12 protein-coding genes are annotated in these 23,492 nt (G+C 39.4%); 11 read left to right on the forward strand and 1 reads right to left on the reverse strand.

Features of this window, described 5'->3' with window-relative positions:
• Nucleotides 1-7 precede the first annotated feature (7 nt).
• The 3 genes from AC0L7T_RS12635 (at nucleotide 8) to AC0L7T_RS12645 (ending at nucleotide 4,648) form a co-directional block, all read left to right on the forward strand.
• Nucleotides 8-2,386: a c-type cytochrome gene (locus tag AC0L7T_RS12635; RefSeq protein ID WP_473343006.1), complete on the forward strand. Its 2,379-nt coding sequence runs from the start codon at nucleotides 8-10 to the stop codon at nucleotides 2,384-2,386.
• Between the two features lie 9 nt (nucleotides 2,387-2,395).
• On the forward strand, nucleotides 2,396-3,811 hold the full coding sequence (locus tag AC0L7T_RS12640; RefSeq protein ID WP_473343008.1) for an enolase C-terminal domain-like protein: 1,416 nt from the start codon (nucleotides 2,396-2,398) through the stop codon (nucleotides 3,809-3,811).
• Nucleotides 3,812-4,270: 459 nt separating this feature from the next.
• Entirely contained in the window at nucleotides 4,271-4,648 is a 378-nt protein-coding gene (locus tag AC0L7T_RS12645; RefSeq protein WP_473343009.1) for a response regulator, read from the forward strand.
• A gap of 115 nt (nucleotides 4,649-4,763) precedes the next feature.
• On the opposite strand, the gene AC0L7T_RS12650 is transcribed toward AC0L7T_RS12645, so the two are convergent.
• On the reverse strand, nucleotides 4,764-4,934 hold the full coding sequence (locus AC0L7T_RS12650) for a hypothetical protein (RefSeq protein ID WP_473343010.1): 171 nt from the start codon (nucleotides 4,932-4,934) through the stop codon (nucleotides 4,764-4,766).
• Between the two features lie 374 nt (nucleotides 4,935-5,308).
• Between AC0L7T_RS12650 and AC0L7T_RS12655 the strand changes: the two genes are divergently transcribed.
• The 8 genes from AC0L7T_RS12655 to AC0L7T_RS12690 all read left to right on the forward strand — a co-directional run bounded on the left by AC0L7T_RS12655 (nucleotide 5,309) and on the right by AC0L7T_RS12690 (nucleotide 23,405).
• Nucleotides 5,309-8,041: a DUF6797 domain-containing protein gene (locus tag AC0L7T_RS12655; protein WP_473343011.1), complete on the forward strand. Its 2,733-nt coding sequence runs from the start codon at nucleotides 5,309-5,311 to the stop codon at nucleotides 8,039-8,041.
• A gap of 128 nt (nucleotides 8,042-8,169) precedes the next feature.
• Nucleotides 8,170-9,597, forward strand: a complete 1,428-nt coding sequence (locus tag AC0L7T_RS12660; protein WP_473343012.1) for a BNR-4 repeat-containing protein — start codon at nucleotides 8,170-8,172, stop codon at nucleotides 9,595-9,597.
• A gap of 2,098 nt (nucleotides 9,598-11,695) precedes the next feature.
• Nucleotides 11,696-13,582, forward strand: a complete 1,887-nt coding sequence (locus AC0L7T_RS12665; RefSeq protein WP_473343013.1) for a 7TM diverse intracellular signaling domain-containing protein — start codon at nucleotides 11,696-11,698, stop codon at nucleotides 13,580-13,582.
• A gap of 419 nt (nucleotides 13,583-14,001) precedes the next feature.
• Complete coding sequence (locus tag AC0L7T_RS12670) at nucleotides 14,002-17,091, forward strand: SusC/RagA family TonB-linked outer membrane protein (RefSeq protein WP_473343015.1); 3,090 nt, start codon at nucleotides 14,002-14,004, stop codon at nucleotides 17,089-17,091.
• Between the two features lie 13 nt (nucleotides 17,092-17,104).
• Nucleotides 17,105-18,646, forward strand: coding sequence for a RagB/SusD family nutrient uptake outer membrane protein (locus tag AC0L7T_RS12675; RefSeq protein WP_473343016.1), 1,542 nt, complete (start codon nucleotides 17,105-17,107; stop codon nucleotides 18,644-18,646).
• 23 nt (nucleotides 18,647-18,669) lie between these two features.
• Complete coding sequence (locus AC0L7T_RS12680) at nucleotides 18,670-19,755, forward strand: LamG domain-containing protein (RefSeq protein WP_473343017.1); 1,086 nt, start codon at nucleotides 18,670-18,672, stop codon at nucleotides 19,753-19,755.
• 57 nt (nucleotides 19,756-19,812) lie between these two features.
• The gene (locus AC0L7T_RS12685) at nucleotides 19,813-21,780 is read left to right on the forward strand and encodes a glucoamylase family protein (RefSeq protein WP_473343018.1); all 1,968 of its coding nucleotides are present in this window, start codon (nucleotides 19,813-19,815) and stop codon (nucleotides 21,778-21,780) included.
• Nucleotides 21,781-21,818: 38 nt separating this feature from the next.
• Entirely contained in the window at nucleotides 21,819-23,405 is a 1,587-nt protein-coding gene (locus AC0L7T_RS12690; protein WP_473343019.1) for a glucoamylase family protein, read from the forward strand.
• Nucleotides 23,406-23,492: the final 87 nt, after the last annotated feature.

Below are 23,492 nucleotides of genomic sequence, written 5' to 3' on the forward strand. Positions count from 1 at the left end.
AAAAACAATGTATTTTAAAACCTGTAATCTTAGCTTAAAAAAAGGTTTATTGCCTTTGGTCCTTATCGCTCACGTATGGATTTTTAATGCCTGCCAGGCTCCAAAAAGTGAACCGGCAATCCGAACCATGGATCCTTGGGCATTTCGCTCCGTGTTGGATAAAAAACCACGAATGCTAACTCTGGCCTTTGATAGCGTTAATTTCGCAGCCTACGATCTGAGTATTGGCCAATTGTATAAAGTATGGAATGGTGGCGTAACCAAGGAAGGTACTGTATTTACCAATAAAAAAAACATACAACCCACAAGTTGGGGTGTTCCTTACTATGAAGAAGGAAAGCTTTACAATCGATGGACAGTAAGTAGAAATGGTAAACCTGTGCCTGCCGATTTGAAATATGAAGGGTATTTTATTTTGGACAATCACATTACGCTTCAGTACAAGCTGATTTTACCAGATGGAGAAGCCATCGCTATTGAAGAAAACCCAGAATTCACGATCAATGAAAATGGGAAAACCGGGTTTGAAAGGAATTTCACTGTAAATAGTCCCTCAGCAGACTTAGAAGTGACTTTACAACAGGCGTCGGACGCGCAAGAATTCATTACCGTGACTGACCAATCTAAGATTCTGGATTTCTTTGAGCCTATCCCTAAGCAGGAAAAACCTGCGATTAGTGAAGGATATGATCATTTGGGAATTTTGTGGATGGAAAACAGTGATTGCTATACTTGCCACGAAGAGAAAAACGCAATGGTAGGGCCTTCATTTAAGCAGGTGGCAACGAAGTATGAGAGGAATCCATCCAATATAGCCTATCTAACAAAGAAAATTATTAGTGGAGGCGCAGGAGTCTGGGGAACAACCCCCATGAACCCACACCCGGATTTAAAGGAGAATGAAATTAAAACCATACTGGATTATGTTTTTACTTTTAGACCAAAGGATGCTGAAGTAAGCTCGAAAAAGCCTACTGCCAAAGCAAAAATGGTTAAGCTACCCAATGAGGAGTCTATTCCGTTAAAGCCTGGTTTTGGCGCACCCTTGGAAGGTGTCCATCCTAGTTATGACCTGACGGTTTTGCACAATGAAGAGTTCCAACCAAGGGTTGGAGGATTGGCATTTTTGCCAGACGGAAGACTCTTGGTAAGTACCTGGGATTCCATAGGTGGAATTTATGCCTTAGAGGGAGTTGAGCAGAATGATCCTAAAAAAATCAAAATACAACGCATCGCTTCAGGTTTGGCCGAACCACTTGGAATGGAAGTAGTGGACGGATCTATTTACGTACTTCAAAAGCATGAGCTGACCCAATTGACAGACCTCGATGGAGATGGGATAATGGATGAGTACAAGGTGGTATGTGATGGCTGGGGAGCATCGGATGATTTCCACGAATTTGCCTTTGGCTTGGTCTATAAGGAAGACCACTTTTACATTACCTTATCAATGGCCATGCGGTTATTGTCCACAGATAGGCAACTCCCTGACAGAGGCAGAACGCTTAAAATTAGCAAAGATGGCAGTATCGAAAGGTTAGATTATGGCCTTAGAACGCCAAACGGAATAGGTATAGGGGTGGATGATGAATTGTTCCTAACAGACAACCAGGGCCAATGGCTCCCTGCCAATAAATTAATCCATGTTCAAAAAGACAATTACAATGGCATGGCTTGGGGCCTGAGTGCAGAACAGGAGCAAGACCCACCAGAAGCCAGTCCTCCTGCAATTTGGTTGCCTGATAATGAAATTGGCAATTCACCTTCCGAGCCTATTTTAATGAAAGATGGGCCTTATAAAGGACAGATGTTACATGGTGACGTCAGTAATGGAGGAATTAAACGTGACTTTTTGGAAAAAATCAAAGGACAATACCAGGGAGCAGTATTTAGATTTTCTCAAGGCTTTACTGCAGGGGTCAATAGGCTTGTTTGGGGACCTGATGGGGCTTTGTACGTAGGTGAAGTAGGCATGGTCGGGGGTTGGAGCTGGAAGGAAAACCAGTATGGATTAGAGAAAATCAAATTTAATGGAAAAAGTACCTTTGAGATGTTAACCATCAAGGCCAAACCGGACGGTTTTGAAATTGCTTTCACAGAACCACTGAAAAAGGAGGCGTTAAACGACGTTCTAGACAAGTTTGTCATTGAGCAGTATAGGTACAAAGCTACTGCTGCTTATGGTGGGCCAAAATTGGATTTGGAAACTTTGAAGCCCGAGGACATTAAATTGGCGGAAGATGGAATGAAAATAGACCTTAAGATTTCTGGGTTAAAGGAAAATCATGTCGTATATTTTAATTTGCCAGTTGATCTAAAGAGCAATACTGGAAATTCATTATGGTCTTCTGAGGCCTGGTATACCTTAAATAAAATCCCCAATTAACTAACAACCATGAAGAAGAACGAAAATAACGGATTTAGCAGAAGAGAATTTTTGAACAAGTCAGGAATAGCGCTAGCTGCTGGTGGAATAGGTCTTAGCCCTTCCATAAGTTTTGGTCATTCTAAAAAAGTAAACAAAGCAATGAAGAAAATAAAAATAACCCATACTGACTCAAACTTCGAAAGAGAACCATTATTTCCTTATCGTTTTAAGGGGAGTGCAATTACTCAGGCTTGGCAGGCGGTTGCTTTGATGGAATCGGATAGTGGGATTCACAAGATCGGAATTGGCACGCAAGGTACTTTGTGGTCAGACAAAGCCGTATTTCAAAGCCATTCTACTACAGGTGGAAATGCGTTGATGTATGCGATGACAGAAAGGGCCTTGCAAATCATAAAAGGGAACAGTTTTGTAGACCCCGTTAGCCTACTTGATGACATATTGCCGGAAGTTTATGCCTATGGCGTTAAAATCACTGGTAATCCTGATTTGAAGACCACTTTTGCGCTTAATTCACTCGTTCCTGTAGACAATGCCATTTGGTTATTGTACGGTGAAGAAAATGGCATGAAAAATTTTGATGAGATGATCCCTGAAGCGTATCGTCCGGGCTTGTCTCAAAAACATGATAAAGTTGCAAGCATACCTTCATTTAGTGTTGGAGCCCCTATTAAAGATATCAAAGCGGCCGCCGATGAGGGTCATTTTATTATGAAACTAAAAACGGGTGCTGCAGGAACACAGAAGGAAATGTTGGCCAAGGACATTGAATTCCTTACAGAAGTCCATAAAACTTTAGGTGACAGGGAAACGCCTTATACTAAAAATGGCAAAATCCCTTATTATTTTGATGTTAACGAAAGGTATGAGAAAAAAGAAACCCTGGAGCGCTTTCTAGACCATGCCAAAAAAATTGGCGCATTTGATCAAATCGCAGTAATTGAAGAGCCTTTTGGTGAGAAAAATAAGGTTTTTGTTGGTGATTTAGGAGTACGCATAGCGGCGGATGAAAGTGCGCATACAGTAGAAGATGCGCTTGAAAGAATAGAACAGGGTTATTCTGCCATTGCTCTTAAAGCGATAGCCAAAACCATGAGCATGACCATGAAGATAGCTCAAGCGGCCTATGAGAAAAATGTTCCTTGTTTCTGTGCGGATTTGACCGTAAATCCAATTTTGGTAGATTGGAATAAAAATGTAGCGGCAAGATTACATTCGTTTCCTGACATGCCTCTTGGATTACAAGAGACCAATGGACATCAATATTACAAGAATTGGGATAAAATGGTTAGCTATCACCCAATGGCAAATGAAGAATGGGTTAAAACCAAAAATGGCGTTTATCCAACTGGGAAAGCATTTTATGAAAAGAGTGGCGGAATCCTGGCGACTATTCCTCATTACGAAAAAATGTTCGACCACTAAGAGGCGTTTGGTGATTATTTGGTTTAAAAGGCCAATAATTAATAGACTTTAAGAATGGGCTTATGAGGAGAAGTATCTAATGGATTTATTTTGGTACTTCTATTCATTGTCGAAAGAAAGTTTTATATTCCATAAACGATTAACGTTTTGCTCAAATAATCATAGGTGATTTTGGCTATTTCATTATTAAAATCTTTCAGAATATTTATTCTCTAAAAATTTGAATTTATAATACAGCAAATATTTTATATTACGAAAAGTAGAATGGGCATTATTTTAAGAAAAAAAGGGTGCAATATTTTTTTAATTCGTTATTCTTAATTTACATTTGAAAAAATGTATTTTAAATATATAAAACTGTACATTGAATAATTGTTCTGATTTAGGTCTGAATACTACTAGTTAGTAAGGATTGATTTTGGGTTTAAAGTTTGATTTGTTCAAGTAAATAAGTAGAAGGTGGATATAATTTTAGTAGACGATGACCCAATCGTAATTTTATTACAGAAGAAATTGATGGAAAAAGCAGGGATTTCCCATCAAATAATTTCGTATAATAATGGCGAGGAGGTATTGGACTCTCTTGTAAAAAAGGAATCTGGGAATAAATACCTTATGTTCCTTGATATTAATATGCCTGGATTATCAGGTTGGGAAGTTTTAGATGAATTGGAGAATGTAGAAATACCGTTTGAACTTAGGGTAATTATTATTACTTCATCGATCGAGGATGCTGATCGTTTTAAAGCAAAGTCTTACGAAAGAGTAGTGGACTTTTGGGTGAAACCTTTCAGTTTACAGGATTTTACTAATCTAAAATCTAAATTTGATTTATGATTTAACCCTGATGATTTGTCCTTAAATTCAAAGGAAATAATACGGATTCCGTAATTTAATTTTAGTTTTAAAATAATGTTGAGATGAAGGTTTTTTGGTAAATCTTCATTTTTTTTTATCCATCGTAAATTCCATCAGTTGGAGATGTAGCCAACAGGGATGAATATTTTTTTAAGGCTTTTGAATACCAGGCCATGATACCGGTAAAATCATGTTCTCCTATTTTTCTACAAACGGCCATCATCCTTCGCCATCTGCGGGTATCTGTAGCGGTACTCTCTACCACTTTAATCCCGAATCTAAGACATCAGCAAAAAGTTACGTATGGCTGCTAACTCCAGTGGAAATCCCCTCATTTCAACAGCTCAATCCCTTGAAAATTGATTTTAAACCACCTTAAACTCGGATTATGCAATAGGGTGTGTCAAAGCTTGACACATAGGGAAGTGATTCCATCACATAATAGAAGGTCTATGCCTATTTCGGATTAGAAGGAAATGGTTGCAATACAAGGAAATGAGCTGTGGGAAGGTAAGAATTCTTAAAAAAATAAGCTTTTCATTGGCAATGTTTATAATTTTTTAAACTAATTTCAATTATCGGGAAAATATAAGGAGATATTTTGGATAAAGTATTGATTATAGAAATAATTTAAATGCCATGTTGAAGCTTACCAGTAATTTGTTTTTATTTTTTATCATGTTGCTAATGATTGGATGTGGCAAAGCTGAAAAAAAAGCATCAAAATATGAAAAGCTTGAAACCAATTATATATTATCGAATGAAGACCTTCCGGATTATGAAGAAAGGATTAACCACAAAGGGCTAATCGAAGCAATTGATGATAGGAATGGTGAATCATTGAAAACAGGTGCTCATTTATATGAAAAAATTTGCATGAACTGCCATGGGACTCCTGAAGAAGAAGGATCCATTCCTACAGCATTCAAATTTTGGAAGGGAGAATTTAAAGCGGGGAATGATCCATTTTCAATTTATCAAACTATAAGCAGAGGTTATGGAGCCATGCCTCCTCAAACGCAACTTTCACCTATAGAAAAATATGACCTCATACACTATATTACGGAGGAGTTTGTTAAACAGGGTAATCCCCAACAATTTTTTGGTGTCAACAATGACTATTTGTCAAATTTACCAAAAGGCAGCTCATATGGTCCAGCTCCTAAAGATTACAAACCTTGGGCAGAGATGGATTATGGTAATTTTTTAATCAATACGTATGAGGTAGTTCCAACAAATGCTCCCCCAAGAGAACGGTCCAGAGGCCCTGTTCAGCCTCTACCAGATGAGAATCTTGTGGATGCTAATTTTGCTTACAAAGGGATAGCTGTAAGATTGGATAAGGGTGAAGGAGGCATAGCAAAAGGCAAGGCGTGGATGATTTTTGACCATGATCTAATGCGAGTAGCTGGGGCATGGACAGGAGAAGGTTTTATTGATTGGGAGGGTATATTGTTTAACGGGAAACATAATATTTCTCCACGGATTACAGGAGAGCTACATTTTGAAAATCCAGTCGGACCAGGCTGGGCAAATCCTGAAACGGGCTCATTTGAGGATCCAAGGTTTATGGCCAGGGATAAAAGAAGATTTGGTCCCTTACCAAAGAATTGGGCGAAGTTTGATGGTGTATACACCCATGAAGATCAGGTAATCATTTCTTATAATATAGGTGGTACCAATATTTTGGAGACCTTCGGTCTAGAGATGGTGGAAAATTCACCTGTTTTTACAAGGACTATAAATGTGTCTGCTTCATCTCAAGTAATGAAAATAAGGGTAGCTCCAGGCGGAACAGCTGTGGCATTTAAGGGAGATGGGGCTAAACTTATAGAAGAAAATGGTTTTATACTCATTGAGATTACCCCTGGATCATCGGCTAAATTTAAGTTGTACATGGCAAAAGATGGATTGAAAAAATTGCAGACACATGCAGCTGATGCTCAAATACAACTTTCGCTTGACAAATATACCAAAGGAGGACCTCCAAGATATTCGAAAAAATTGACATCATCTGTAGTAAAGGGGGACCATGATGGACCTTTTCAGGTTGATGTTTTGAATCCACCATTCAATATGCTTTGGAAAAACCAACTGAGGTTAAGTGGCTTGGATTTTTTCACGGATGCCAATAGAGGTGTAGTTTGTTCATCAGATGGAGATGTATGGTTGGTTGAAGGGTTTACCCAAAACAGCGGTAAACTTACCTGGCAGCGAATTGCCTCTGGTTTATTTCAACCTTTGGGTATCAAAGTAGTCAAGGAGGAGGTATTTGTTACCTGTAGAGATCAACTGGTTAAATTGCACGACTTAAATGGTGACATGGAAACTGATTTTTATGAAAGTTTTAACAGTGACCATCAGGTAACAGATCATTTCCATGAATTTGCAATGGGATTGCAGACAGATGAGGAAGGAAATTTTTATTATGCAAAAAGCGCCAGGCATGCCAGAGAGGCCCTTGTGCCCCAGCATGGAACCTTGCTTAAAGTTAGTGCCGACGGTGCCCAAACTGAAATAGTTGCCACAGGTTTTCGAGCGGCCAATGGTGTTTGTATCAATCCGGATGGTAGTTTCATTGTGACGGATCAGGAAGGACACTGGAACCCTATGAATCGGATTAATTGGGTGAAAAAGGGCAGTTTTAATGGCAATATGTTTGGCTATGATCCACCTGCAGACAGTTCAAATACGGGCATGGAATTACCTATGGTATGGGTAGATAGAGATTGGGATCGATCCCCTTCGGAATTGCTATGGGTAGACAGCGAAAAATGGGGAGCCTTAAATGGTAAATTATTGAATTTCTCCTATGGATACGGAAAGGTATTTTTGGTGCCTTTTGAAACCGTCCAAGGCCAGGTGCAGGGTGGTATTGTAGCACTTCCTATTCCTCGGTTTTCTACAGGAATTATGCGCGGGCGATTCAATCCTGAAGATGGACAATTGTATGTTTGCGGTTTATCAGCATGGGGTACTACACAGTCCCAGCTGGGAGGGCTTTTCCGCATAAGAAAAATGAATGCGCCATTATTGGTGCCAGTGGGGATCAATGCATCCAAGAAAGGTATTACGCTCCATTTTGCTCAAAAAATCGACTTCAATACTGCTGAAGATACAGCAAATTATACAGTGACTACTTGGGACTTATTGCGCTCAAGAAGTTATGGGTCAAAACATTACAATAGCCAAACACTTAAAGTTACAAAGGTAAATTTAGGAAAAGACCAAAATTCCCTGGAATTGATTATACCTGAGATTAAACCAACCTGGGGAATGGAAGTAAAATATGCCATAAAAAATAAAGACGGACTAGTGATGGAAGGGGCCATTCAAAATACGGTACATAAACTGGGCAGTCCATTAAACTGAGCACATTACAAATCCATCTTCCGGTAGATAGGTTAAAAGAGGTGCCGTAAAATATCGCTGAACAACCAATTTTATTTTCTTTCCTTCCATATAATGTATATTTTTGGGTCCTCAAAAAACGAACCCTTATGAAGCTTTTCTTTAACTATTTATTAATTAGTTTATTAATACTTTTTTGTTCCTCTGCCAACACATTACTAGCCCAAGAGAATAACCCAACCATTGATGGATACAAAGGTATTTGGTTTACCCTAGGTCAAAAATCAGAATTTGGTGATAAATATTCTGGGGGCCTTGGCACCTATACTGCAAAGCATATTCCCTTGGCCATTTATGCGCCTAAAGTAAACCAGACCTTTTTTGTTTATGGGGGTACCAGGAGCGAGGATGAAAGATACCTTCTCTGCATGATAGGAGTGTTTGATCACAACACCGGCATGGTTTCAAAACCTGTAATTGTTTACGATAAATTAGGAGTAGACGACCCACATGACAATCCAAGTCTTGCAATTGATGATGAAGGCTATATATGGGTATTTGTAAGTGGAAGAGGAAGTCGAAGAATGGGCTTCAAGTACAAAAGTACTTTGCCATACAGCATAACTTCTTTCGAGCAGGTTACCGAGGAAGAGATGACTTACCCGCAACCGAAATACATTGCTGGGAAGGGATTTCTAAACCTTTTTACCAAATATACCGGAGTGCGTCAATTGTATTTTGAAACAAGTCCTGATGGTTCTAATTGGTCAGCAGACCAACATCTAGTAGGTATAAAAAGACCAGAAGATAAAAACAGTGGACATTACCAGATCAGCAGTCAGCATGAAAATAAAATTGTGTTTTTTTGTAACTGGCATCCCAATGGCAACGTGGACCTGAGAACTAATTTGTATTACTATCAGACAGAAGATTTTGGCCAGACATGGACAGATATCAATGGCAATACGGTGTCCTTACCGGTGACAGATCCTTCTACCTCGGGATTGGTGAAAGAATATTTTAGCCAAAAACGAAATGTATACCTAAAAGATGTGAATTTTGATGCACTAGGTAATCCTATCGCTTTGTATGTAGAAGGAGAAGGGCATCAACCAGGACCTAAATATGGCCCTAGAAACTGGCATGTAGTCCATTGGGATGGTAACCAATGGCAAGACAATATAATCACTCAGTCAGACCAAAATTATGACATGGGTAGTTTGTGGGTAGATGGTGATGATTGGATGGTAATAGGTCCTACGAATAATTCACCACAGGAATATGGTGCTGGTGGTGAAGTGGAAATGTGGAAGAGTACAGATGCCGGTAAAACCTGGGACAGATCGAAAAAACTAACGAAAGGGAGTAAGCGAAACCACAATTATATTAGAAGGGTGTCGAATGGAACAGATCCTTTTCTATATTTTTGGGCAGATGGAGATCCAAACGATTTCAGCAAGAGTCAACTTTATTTTGGGGACAGTGAGGGAAAAGTTTGGCAACTTCCTTATGAAATGACTGCTGAACAAGAAAAGCCTCAAAGGCTTAGAACCAATCTCTTTAGCAGGTGGTTTTAACCCAAATTTAAGGACTTTAAGAAAATTTATTATATCCGGCAAATTAACATTTATGGTAGTTTGCCGGATTTTTTTGTCCAGAATTTGCTTCGACAAGGTGAGTTTGCAACTACCCTTGACTAGGCGTAGTTTGCAAATACTCCTTTCTATTCTATGGAAATTCAAATTCCCAATTTTAAAGGTTTTGGGATAATAATTTGGCTTACCCTTGAATTGTTTTTTTATTCTTGAATTTCTTTGCGACTCTGCGGCTCTGCGTGCAGTTTTTCAAATTCTACTTAGTTATTGATTCTCGCAAAGGCGCTAAGACGCAAAGGGAATGGGGATGTCTCTTATTGAAAAGGTACCCCTTGAATTGTTTTTTTTATTCTTAAATTTCTTTGCGACTCCGCGGCTCTGCGTGCAGTTTTTAAGTTCTTTTTAGATTCTTGATTCTCGCTAAGAAGTAGAAAATTTTTCTTTGCGACTCCGCGGCTCTGCGTGCAGTTTTTAAGTTCTACATAGTTATTGATTCTCGCAAAGGCGCTAAGACGCAAAGGGAATGGGAATGCCTCTTATTGAAAAGGTACCCCTTGAATTGTTTTTTTATTCTTAAATTTCTTTGCGACTCTGCGGCTCTGCGTGCAGTTTTTCAAATTCTACTTAGTTATTGATTCTCGCAAAGGCGCTAAGACGCAAAGGGAATGGGGATGTCTCTTATTGAAAAGGTACCCCTTGAATTGTTTTTTTTATTCTTAAATTTCTTTGCGACTCCGCGGCTCTGCGTGCAGTTTTTAAGTTCTTTTTAGATTCTTGATTCTCGCTAAGAAGTAGAAAACATTTCTTTGAGACTCTGCGACTCTGCGTGAAATTTTTCAAGTTCTACTTAGTTATTGATTCTCGCAAAGGCGCTAAGACGCAAAGGGCAAAGGGATGCCTCTTATTGAAAAGGTAACCCTTGGATTAGTTTTTTTTCTTAACCCTCGTTAGGACGTTGAGAACATTTCTTTGCGACTCCGCGGCTCTGCGTGCAGTTTTTAAGTTCTTTTTAGATTCTTGATTCTCGCTAAGAAGTAGAAAACATTTCTTTGAGACTCTGCGACTCTGCGTGAAATTTTTCAAGTTCTACTTAGTTATTGATTCTCGCAAAGGCGCTAAGACGCAAAGGGCAAAGGGATGCCTCTTATTGAAAAGGTAACCCTTGGATTAGTTTTTTTTCTTAACCCTCGTTAGGACGTTGAGAACATTTCTTTGCGACTCTGCGGCTCTGCGTGCAGTTTTTAAGTTCTACATAGTTATTGATTCTCGCTAAGAAGTAGAAAACATTTCTTTGCGACTCTGCGGCTCTGCGTGCAGTTTTTCAAATTCTACTTAGTTATTGATTCTCGCAAAGGCGCTAAGACGCAAAGGGCAAAGGGATGCCTCTTATTGAAAAGGTACCCCTTGAATTGTTTTTTTATTCTTGAATTTCTTTGCGACTCTGCGGCTCTGCGTGCAATTTTTAAGTTCTACTTAGCTTTTGTTTCTCGCAAAGGCGCTAAGACGCAAAGGGAATGGGGATGCCTCTTATTGAAAAGGTAACCATTGAATTGTTTTTTTTATTTTTGAATTTCTTTGCGACTCTGCGGCTCTGCGTGCAGTTTTTCAAATTCTACTTAGTTATTGATTCTCGCAAAGGCGCTAAGACGCAAAGGGCATAGGGTTGCCTCTTATTAAAAAGGTACCCCTTGAATTGTTTTTTTTATTCTTGAATTTCTTTGCGACTCTGCGGCTCTGCGTGCAAATTTTCAAATTCTACTTAGTTATTGTTTCTCGCAAAGGCGCTAAGACGCAAAGGGAATAGGGTTGTTGCCTCTTATTGAAAAGGTAACCCTTTGATTAGTTTTTTTTTACTTAACCCTCGTTAGGGTGTAGAAAATATTTCTTTGCGGCTCTGCGACTCTGCGTGCAGTTTTTAAATTCTCTTTAACCATTCAGCCCCAAAGAAAGAAGTCACAGAAATATGATTTGGGTTGATTCCAAATTAAGCATGGTTTTTGCCCATTTTCATTTTTTAATAACTAAGCCCTAAAAGTGGTTGTTTGCTTCTATTGCATCATGGTCTACAAAGAGAGTGGAAATGTATAATTTATTGAGAAGACAGGTTTGGCCTATTGTAACGTTAATTTTGATCTCAAACTCTCTTTGTTTAGGTCAAAGAATATCTGGTGCCGCGACATTAAAAATTGATGATGGCTGGAATGAACGAATTTATGCTATCAATCAACTTGAATTTTTTGAGGACAGTACAAATCAACTGGATTTCAATGATATAAGTGAGGAAAGATTTCAGCAGTTTATAAAAATCAGGCCTAACTTCAGTAAGAATAACTTTAATACTGATTATACCTACTGGGTAAAGCTATCGATCGATAACAGTCCAGAAAGTAAAAAAAAATGGTTACTCGAGTTTTATGACCAAAGCATCGACCATATTATTGCGTATGTACCTAATGCCAATGGGGGATATACGGTAAAGGAAATGGGAGACAGTAATCCCTTTTCACAGCGACTTTTCAATCATAAAAATTTCCAATTGCTTTTGGATAATAGTGAATCTGGCATTTCTAATTTTTATTTCAAGATTAATTCTTCACAAAAGGCTGATATCAGAATTGCGGTAAGGTCCCTTAATCGTTTTGTTCATTATGCCCTAAGCGAATATTTTCTTTACGGCCTTTTTTATGGTATGATTTTGATTATTGCCTTCTATAATCTTTTAATATTTCTGGCAGTCAAAGAGATGAAATACGTTTACTACATTCTTTACCTTCTGAGTGTGGCGCTTTATGCAATGAGTCTAGATGGAATAGGTTTTCAATATTTTTGGCCCAATTATCCAAATTGGAATGCTGTGGTGAATGGTATTTTTAGCTTCTCGATTGTGTTATGGGCGGTTTTGTTTACAGTGAGATTTCTAAACACCAAAAGAAAGGCATTGGCTTTTCACTATTCCTTGTGGATTTCTCTAAGTATTAAGATTGTCCTTTTTTGTTTAGGTTTATTTGTTGACACTAAATATTTTGAACTTACCTATTTCGATAGCTTACCCTTTTTATTAATATTGTCTACTTCAATTTTTCTGCTAGTGAAAAAATACCAGGCTGCCAGATTTTTTGTCATGGCCTACGGTGTTTTATTTATAGGAGTCTGTATAAAAATTATGGCTAACAATGCCATTATACCCCATAATACCTTTGTTTATTACAGTCTTCACTTTGCTTTTCTAGTGGAAATGGTGCTTTTGTCTTTTGCCTTGGGAGACAGGATTAGGTTAATGAAGGAAATCAGGGACAAGGCACTTAAAAGATCCCTTTCGCAATACAAAGAGAATATGGCCTTAAAAGAAAAGGTAAACAAGGAACTGGAGTTTAAGGTGAGTGAAAGGACTGCTGAACTTCAAGCAAAGAACAAACTTCTGGAAACATATAATGGTCAACTTCAGGAGAAAGACGAAGAAATTGAGCGTATCAACGCCTTGTTGGATAAAGACAATTGGAAATTGAAAAGCTCTATAAAAGCTTCTTTTCGCGCAAGGCTAACCCAGAAATCTTTAACTCTTTCAGAATTTAGAGAGATATTCCCTGATTCTTCAGCTTGCTATAGGTATTTGGAAGAGTTAAAATGGGGAGATGGTTTTCAATGCCGGCATTGTGACAATAATAAATATGGGAAGACGCCTAAGGTATTTAGCCGTAGATGTACCAAATGCGGCTACATTAATTCAGTGACCTCAGGGACAGTATTCCATGGCATAAAATTTCCCCTTGACAAAGCTTTCTATATTATCTATGCCTCTTACATTACCCAGGAAAAATTAACCTTGGACCAGCTGGCGACAACTTTGGATTTAAGAAGAAATACCATATGGGCTTTTAGAAAAAAAGTCCAAACACGGATTGCCAATTCGGAAGATCTGGAGCCTGGATGGGAGGAAATTGTTCAACTTGAAATGGTCGATTACTAAAACCTGTTTCATGTTTTGATGATTGGCGGGGAAATTTAGAACTTATTTCCGTTTTTACTTCCTCTGCCCTTTTTTTGAGGTTATTTGCTTTGAGACATGGGTCCAAAGTAGGTGCCTGTCTAAACCTCTGAGTATCTCAAAATATTCAATTATAACAAGCTATTTATCAATCTTCATTTTAATGCTATTCAACCGGTACGAAATTTTTTAATATGCCTTTTATTTTAAAATTAGGCTATTTTTTTCTGATATTAATGTGATATTTTTTGATTGAATTTGATAGTATTTTATGTGGTTTTAGTTGAAGTTTAAGGTCATTTTTTATATCCAGCCAATACTTTAATATAATTTCAAACCTACAAATCAAAAGGACTTTGATTGACCTATAAACTATTAAAATTACCTAAACTCAAAACCTTATGAAAATTCCCTTTACCATTGAAAAAGGAAATTTAAAACCCAAAATCCCTTTTTCATTAATTTTGCTGACACTTTTATTTGGAGGGCTTATGCTTTCCGAAAACTCGACATTGCAAGCACAACAACTCACGGTGAGCGGCACCGTGAAGGACCCATCTGGGGAATCCATTCCTGGGGTAAATATTCTTGAACAGAACACAGGAAATGGAACCGTTACCAATATAGATGGTAATTATGAATTACAGGTTAGTTCGGCGCAATCTGTACTGGTATTTTCATTTATCGGCTTTGAAACCCAAGAGATATTGGTCGGTGACCAAAGCACAATTAATGTTAATTTCAAAGAAGATGCGCAAGGACTAGAAGAGGTGGTAGTTATTGGTTATGGTACGCAACGAGAACGAGACCTTACCTCCGCAATTACCACTATAAAATCCGATGACATCATCAAAACACCCAATTCTCAAGCCATGCAATCCTTACAAGGGAGGGTTGCTGGTGTTCAAATCGTTAGTAATGGTGCACCTGGTGCCTCGCCAACAGTACGGGTGCGTGGGATTGGTTCTTTCGAAGGAGGAGGAGCACCACTTTATGTGGTCGACGGTATGTTTTTTGACAACATAGATTTTCTTAATCCCAATGACATTGAAACCATATCTGTACTTAAAGATGCCTCTGCTTCGGCTATCTATGGGGTGCGTGCAGCAAATGGCGTGGTGGTAATAGAAACCAAAGGGGGGGATTACAATCAGGAGCCAGAAATCGTATATGACGGCTATTATGGCATTCAAAACCCTCAAAATGTATTGAAGATGGCAAATTCTCAACAATTTGTTCAATACATCAATGAAACAGGATCTGCTGCTGATATTGCCTTTGTGCAAAATGCCATTCAACGTTATGGAAGAAGCTATGTAGATCCCTCATTACCTGCAGTGAATACAGATTGGTATAGTGAAATGATGGCACCAGCTGCCATACAAAACCACAACCTTTCTTTTAATGGAGGCAGTAATAAAACCAGGTATTCAATTGGTGCCAGTTATTTTGATCAGGAGGGTTTGATGAAAGAAACACGCAACAGTTATCAGCGAATGAATTTCAGAATCAAGCTTGACACGGATGTGAAGGAGTGGATGACAGTAGGCGGTAATTTGAATCTAAGTACTGCCGAGCAATACAATGGAGACAATGGAGCTTGGTTTAGGTCTTACTTTGCTGTTCCTATTCTTCCTGTTTATGATGATACCAATGTAGATGCAAGGCCTTATGGCTTGTCTAATGCTCAGCAATTAGGATATAGAAGCAACCAAAACCCATTTTACAACTTGCTCTATTCTGACAACAGGAACAAAGTTTCCAAACTGTTGGGTAATTTTTATTCCGAAATAGAAATAATACCGAATAACCTGACCTTTAAAACTTCCTACAATTTCAGTATGGAGAGTATTAATGCAAGAAATGTAGGATTTGCTTATAGTGATGGTAGAGAGGAACGGCAATCCTCTTTGAGCAGGAATTCCTTCTCAAGGTATGATCAGATTTGGGACAATTTCCTAACCTATCAGAATAATTTTGACTTACACAACCTTACGGTAGTATTAGGACAATCTTTCAGGAGTGAAACCAATGAAGTTTTATTTGCAAGAGGTGAAAACTTAAACCCTGATCCAATGCGGGATGAGGAACAGTTTTGGTACCTAAACAATGCCACTGATTTTGATCTAAACGGAATAGGAGATGGCGGAAATAAGTTGTTTTATCAGTCCTATTTCTCAAGAGTGGCCTACAATTATGACGACCGCTACTTGTTGTACGGAACGTATAGGAGAGATGGAAACAACAAGTTTCAACAAAAATGGGGCAACTTCGCCACATTTGGAGCAGGTTGGGTACTTACCGAAGAATCCTTTTTTAATGTTCCAGCCATTGATTTCCTTAAGATAAGAGGATCCTGGGGTCAATTGGGTAATGATGGAATTAATTCTTCAGTTGGAGCACCTGAGTTGGTGGAAAACAGGGGGGCTTTTGATGGAGTTTTGATAATCGGCAGGAGATTAGACCCAACTTTTGATTTGATCGATCGCTGGGAAACTACAGTTGAGAGAAATATTGGATTAAATGCCAGATTATTAGGAGAGCGTTTATCAATAGATGCTGACTATTTTATTAGAGACACAAGAAACCTGGCTGTCAGCATTATTCCACCCGTAATACGGGCAAGTGAAAGAAGGAGTGTTGGCGAAATTAGAAATGAAGGGCTGGAACTGTCTCTAAACTGGGAAGACGATATCTCTCAGGACTTCTCCTATTACCTAAGTGGAAATATCGCCACCCTAGAAAATACAGTTTTAAGCCTAGGTGGTCCGGAAAGTCTTGATGCCGGCTCAGCCGAATTCAGACAGCGTTCTATTGTTGGACAGCCTTACCTGGCTTTCTACGGTTATGAAACAGATGGAGTATTTCAAACTGAGGAGCAAATCAATAATTACGGGTATACGCCACAATTCATTACCGACAACAATTTACAATCCGGAGACTTGAAATTCAAGGATCAGAACGGTGATGGGATCATCAATGATGAAGACAGGGTAGTCCTTGGCTCTTTTTTACCAAAGTATTCTTATGGGTTCAATGCTGGAATTAATTACAGGAATTTTGAGTTCTCCGCTTTGATCCAAGGTCAGGTTGGCAATAGTATTCTCAATAGAAAAAGGGGAGAAATTATTTTCACCAATGATACCAATATTGATGCTGAACTTGCCGAAAACCTTTGGAGAGGTGAGGGGACTTCCAATAAATATCCTTCAGCATCTGGGTTGAGAAGAAGTTGGAACCAGAATTTAAGCAATTATTTTGTGGAAGATGGAAGCTATTTTAGGCTTCAAAATGTCCGATTAACTTATGCCATTGTCGATAAGGAAGTGATGGGCGTGAAGTTTCCTCAAACCAGGGTTACACTCACTGCAGACAGGCCATTGACAATCTTCAATTACAACGGTTTCAATCCTGAAGTAGCCAATGGCATAGACCGTCAGGTATATCCAATCCCTGGCACCTATACAATCGGCCTAAACATCAAACTTTAAATTCGAAACAAAGATGAAAAACAATAAATATACTATCGTTTTGTTTTTGGCTTTAACACTTGGGCTGGCAGGACAATCTTGTACGGATTTGCTGGATGAGCCATTAGAAAACAAATTCATTGCTGAAAATACAGATTATACGCAATTCCAAAATATGGACCTTCTGCTGTATGGGGCATACAATGAGCTTTATTCACTTCAGTGGGAAAGCTTCCCTTTAATTAGTGTACGGGGTGATGATGTCAATGCTGGTGGAGATCAGGTGCCTCTTATAGAAACAGATAATTTTCAATACAACAGAAATTTCTGGATGTACAATTCCACCTGGCTCAACCTCTATTCTGATCTTTTATTTTGGCATGGTGCCATGGAGGAGATCCAAAAGTACCAGGATGCAGGGGCCAGTGAAGCTGATACCCGTCAATACATTGCTGAAATCAAAGTGCTAAGGGCTTATGAATTGATGCATTTGGCCCGACTATGGGGAGCAGTGTTGATTCCCAATTCTTCAGAACCAAGTCACTTGTTTAATGTACCCCTTTCAGATTTTGATGCAGTGATGCAGCATATTTCCGAACAGATGGATGAAGCTATCCCTGACCTTCCGGATGTTCACCCCAATCAAAGGACAAAAGTGAAAGGTGGCGTTACAAGGTATACCGCATTGGCAGTTAAAGCACTGGCAAATCTGGAAATGAAAAATTACCAGGCGGTGGTAAACGCAACGGATGAAATCATTAGCAGTGGCTTGTTTAGCCTGGAGCCAGATTACTACCAGCTTTTCAAAATTCCCGGTAAACTTAACGACGAAAATATTTTAGAACTGCAATATTCAGATTTTGGTCAGGCGAGTGGTACCAATACAAGATATTTATGGGATTTTTTCGGTCCTTCCAACTGGACACCTGCCGTTTCCGGTGCCGGAGGTGGATGGGGTTTTTGGGAACCATCTCTTAAATATGTGAAATTTATGCTGGATAGAAACGAGCAAGAGAGATTGTCCACCTCTGTTTTATTTACTCCGGAAGGAATAGCCGAAATACAAGCCGATCCCAATTATGCAAGCCTACCCAATTGGGTTACCAATAGCAGTGTGGACGGTGATGTATTCAATGATCACCCCAGGTATAATTTTCTAAGTGGAAAACATTATTTACCCTCTACCCAACTTACTCCAGGTAGATTCGGCTACGGTGAAAATAAAAACTTCACTTGTATCAGGTATGCGGAAATATTGCTTATCCATGCAGAGGCTTTGGTAAGTGGTGCCACAGGAGGAGTGGTTTCGGCTGATGATGCTGTCAATTTGGTTCGAAATAGGGCAGGTCTAGGAAATCTTAGTGGCGTAAATCTTGAGGCCGTGCTGGACGAAAAATTTGCAGAATTTGGAATGGAATGGGGAATCAGGTATTACGATTTGATTCGTCATGGCCAAACCGATGCCTTGAATTACGGAGGAAGGGTTTACGAACCTGAGGCAGATAAATACTTGCCTTATCCTTTAGAGCAGCAGGATATTTTGCCTCAAATCAAAGCCGCTGCTAACAATAACTAATGGTAAATTTAAAATATAATCCGATGATAAATATAAGGTTCACACTAATCATGTTGATGGCCTTGATTGCCGTCTCATGCACAGATGGATATATTGACGATATCGCCTTTGTAGCTCCCGGCACAGACAATGTGGCGCCGGAAATTCAAATCAATTTTCCAAATGAAGGCACGCAAATCCGCGTCATAGAAGATGTCACGGCTATCAATATAGACATAGAGATTGAAGATGATATTGAAATCGAAAAAGTATCATTAAATATGGATGGAACAGAAATAGCCAGTTTTAACGAATTTATTGATTACAGAAGGTTTTTGAAAAAATACACTTTTGAAACGCTTACCAACGGACAGCATGTGCTTGAAGTTATTGCCACAGATATGTCTGGTAAAACTGCTACGAAATCAGTGACTTTCGAAAAAACAGAACCCTATCAGCCAATTTATGAGGGTGAAGTTTTCTATGCCCCCTTTGATGGTGACTATGTGGAGCTGGTAAGGCTACAAATCCCTGATATTGCAGGAGCACCTGAATTCGCCAATGGATTGGTGGGGAGTGCTTATGCTGGTAAAACAGATTCTTACCTCAAATTCCCTACCGATGGATTAAAAAATGATTCTTTTAGTGCTGTGTTCTGGTACAACCTGAATGCCAATCCGGATAGGGCAGGGCTTTTGGTGATGGGGCCACCTGATGAATCCAATCCATCAGCAATGAACAATAGAACTTCAGGATTCAGGTTGTTTAGGGAAAATGCGGGAGGCAAACAGCGGATAAAACTCAATGTGGGAAATGGTTCCGGTGACAATTGGTTTGATGGAGGAAGTGCTGCAGATATTGACCCGGCTATTGCTGGTTGGAACCATATCGCTTTCACCATTTCACCTGATCAAGCCACAGTTTACCTCAATGGAGAAATTGTTAGTCAAAATAATTTTCCGGGGATTGACTGGACTGGATGTGATTTGCTGTCTGTAGGTTCTGGAGCTCCCCGATTTGCTGGATGGGGACATTTATCCACTTCCAGCTTGATGGATGAACTGAGGATTTTTGATAAAGTTTTGACTCAGGAAGAGATTCAAGCTATTATGGCTGCAGAAAACAATTAAGAAAATCATAGCTCAACGGCAGCCACCCATCACGGCTGCCGTTTTATTTTCTACCCCATGTACCGAAAATTAATTCTACCCTACCTTTTCCTGATTTTGATATTTTCTTGTAAGGAGGAAAATTCTGAGGCACCCAATATTCAATTGACCAAAGCAACGGCCGGTCAAATTCTGTTGGCTCAGGATTTTAGCCAAAATACAAGTGTTGCTGTAGACGAAAGCATTTCTTTGACTTTTTCTGTTGCAATAGAGGCAAGCAATATAGATGACCTTATAATTTTCAAAGAGAAGGAATCCGGTCAATTAGTGAATTTTAATGTTAATTTTTTAGCTCAAAATAGAGAAATAATCCTCCGACCTATTGGCTTATTAAAACAAGGCACTGCCTATTCCTTAGCAGTCAAAGAAGGTTCATTAGGGAAAAATGGTGCCTACTTTTCCGGTTATAAGTTGGAATTTACCACCTTATCTGCGGCCATTAAGGTGCTTAATTTCGAGATTGATGGGGCTGAATGGGTTGGTAACCGCCGATGGGTAGGGGCTAGTCTAGACTTTTCTTTAACCTTGGCTTTTTCCCAAACTATCGACCTTATATCAGATCAGGTAAAGCTAACAGAGAATGGGAATCCGCTTCTTGTGAAAGTGGAAGCAGGAGACAGTGAGAAGACTTGGACAATCAAAAGTACAGGTTTACTTAATGATTTTAAAAAGCATACCCTTTCAATAGTCTCTGATCCTAATTCTTCAGTGTCAGAAGAATTAGAGGATTTTACTGTTGAATTTTATACAGGCAAATCTGAGCTTAATAAGTTTCCTGTTCTCACCGATGCTGCTTTGTTAACGCTGGTTCAGGAGCAAACCTTTAAGTATTTCTGGGATTTTGCTCACCCGAGTAGTGGATTGGTAAGAGAAAGAAATACTTCAGGGGACCTGGTAACCACTGGTGGAACCGGATTTGGTATGATGGCCATTATTGTTGGAATAGAAAGAGGATTTATCAGTAGAAGTGAAGGTGTGGAAAGGTGGGCAAAAGTGGTGGAATTTTTATCAAAAGCAGATAGGTTTCATGGTGCATGGTCTCATTGGTTAAATGGCAATACAGGGAAAGTGATTCCTTTCAGTCCCAAAGACGATGGGGGAGATCTTGTTGAGACAGCCCTGCTCATTCAAGGGCTATTAACTGTTAAAGAATACCTGGATCCTTCTAATGCCACGGAGAATGAAATCATTGAGGATATAAATGTTTTATGGGAGGAAGTAGAGTGGGATTGGTATACCAGAGGAGGTCAAAACAAATTGTTCTGGCACTGGTCTCCAAACCATGAATGGGATATGAATTTACCCGTTTCCGGATACAATGAAGCCCTTATTGTATATGTTTTGGCAGCATCATCCCCTACCCATCCCATTGCCGCAGAGGTGTACCATAAGGGCTGGGCAAGAGATGGAGGAATAATGAATGGGAACAGTTATTTTGGGAAGGAATTGCCTTTAGGTGCTGCAATGGGAGGCCCCTTGTTTTACGCGCATTATTCGTTTTTAGGTTTGGATCCCAGAAACTTAAAGGATCAATACGCCAACTACTGGACTCAAAATGTAAACCATAGCCTAATTCACCAAGCCTATAGCGAGCAAAACAGTTTGGGCTATGTTGGGTATGGCCCAGAGATGTGGGGGCTGACAGCCAGTGACAACCAAGAAGGATATTCCGCCCATTCCCCGACCAATGATATTGGCGTAATAGCGCCTACTGCCGCATTGTCGTCCATGCCCTATTCACCAGAAGCCTCAATGGCTGCACTAGAGTTGTATTATTATGGTTTGGGAGACAGGTTATGGGGAGAATATGGTTTTCACGATGCTTTTAACCTTACTGAAGATTGGTTTGCGGATAGTTATCTCGCCATAGATCAGGGGCCCATAATAATTATGATAGAAAACCACAGAACAGGTTTATTGTGGAAATATTTTATGCAAAACCAGGAGGTCAAAGATGGCTTGGAAAAGTTGGGGTTTAGTTATTGAAAAATTGATTAATAGCGTCAATATAAAAGAGATATCAAATGAACAGGACATTAAACTTATGGATTTTTGGAATAGGAGTGTTGCTCCTTATTTCAAGTTGTGACAACAATCCCGAACCATCCAAGAGGATAATTGTTAAGGGATATGACCGACATGTTGAATTGCAGTGGGAGTCTGTTGAAGGGGCTAAGAGCTATGCTGTTTTTGTAAAAAAAGAGGACAATAGCTATACAGAAAGAGCAAACGTGAAGGATACCATTTACATGGATTTTGTGAACGACCTGGGGACTGAGCTAGAACTTTCCTACAAGGTGGAAGCACAATTAAATGAAGGTACTGAGAGTTTGGGTGAAGTCACAGTAGCTACCCAATCCATGACGGATGAGGAATTGCTGGACATGGTACAATACTATACTTTTCGGTATTTTTGGGAAGGTGCAGAACCCAATTCAGGAATGGCCAGGGAAAGAGTTCATATGGATGGAGTCTATCCACAAAATGACCAAAATGTAGTGACCACAGGAGGAACTGGATTTGGTATTTTTGGATTATTGGCAGGAATTGAAAGAAACTGGGTGAGTAAGGAAGAGGGCTTAGAGCGATTTGAACGTATAGTGGACTTCCTTGAAAAGGCAGACAGATTCCATGGAGTATGGTCCCATTGGATCAATGGTGAAAGCGGTAAAGTAAAGCCTTTTGGAAATGATGATGATGGAGGAGATTTAGTAGAGTCAGCTTTCTTAATGCAGGGCCTATTGGCTGTTAGAGAATACTACAATAATGGAAGTGAAAGGGAAAAGCAACTCGCCAATCAGATAGACGAATTATGGAAATCCATGGAATGGAGTTGGTACACACAAGGTGGTCAAGATATCCTGTTCTGGCATTGGTCCCCCAATTTTGCCTGGCAAAAGAATTTTGGGATCAAAGGCTATGATGAATGCATGATTACCTATGTTTTGGCAGCTTCCTCACCCACCTATGGGGTACCAGCAACTGTCTACCATAAAGGATGGGCCAGGGATGGTGGGATTGTAAATGACACTTCGGCCTATGGACATGACCTTCCTTTGAAACACAATGGCTCACCTGAGTTTGGAGGCCCCTTATTTTGGTCTCATTACTCTTATTTAGGCCTAAATCCTAAGGGCTTAAAAGACCAATACGCCAACTATTGGGAGCATAACCGAAACCATACTTTGATTAACAGGCAATGGTGTGTAAATAATGAACAAGGATTTAAAGGCTATGGAGAAGACCTTTGGGGCTTGACGGCAAGCTATACCGTAACAGGATATGCTGCCCATAAGCCAGGAAATGATTTGGGGGTGATTTCTCCCACAGCTGCATTGTCTTCTATTCCTTATACGCCTGAAGAAAGCATGGCGGTGATAAAAAATTTGTATTACAATTATGGAGAAAAAGTTTTTGGACGGTATGGCTTTTATGACGCCCTTAGCCCGGAGAAAGACTGGTACCCTCAACGTTATTTGGCCATCGATCAGGGGCCAATTGTTGCGATGATTGAAAACTACAGAACAGGCCTTGGGTGGGAGCTATTTATGGCTGCACCAGAGGTTCAAGAGGGATTAGAAAAGCTGGGTTTTACTGTATCTGAAGAGTAATTTAAAACATTTTAAACAACTTGGAAAGTTATACGTTGAGGTAGAATATTTAGATTAATGTGTGTATCTATTTAAAGCATAAACATT

The organism is Cyclobacterium sp. 10D3-21, assembly GCF_055809755.1.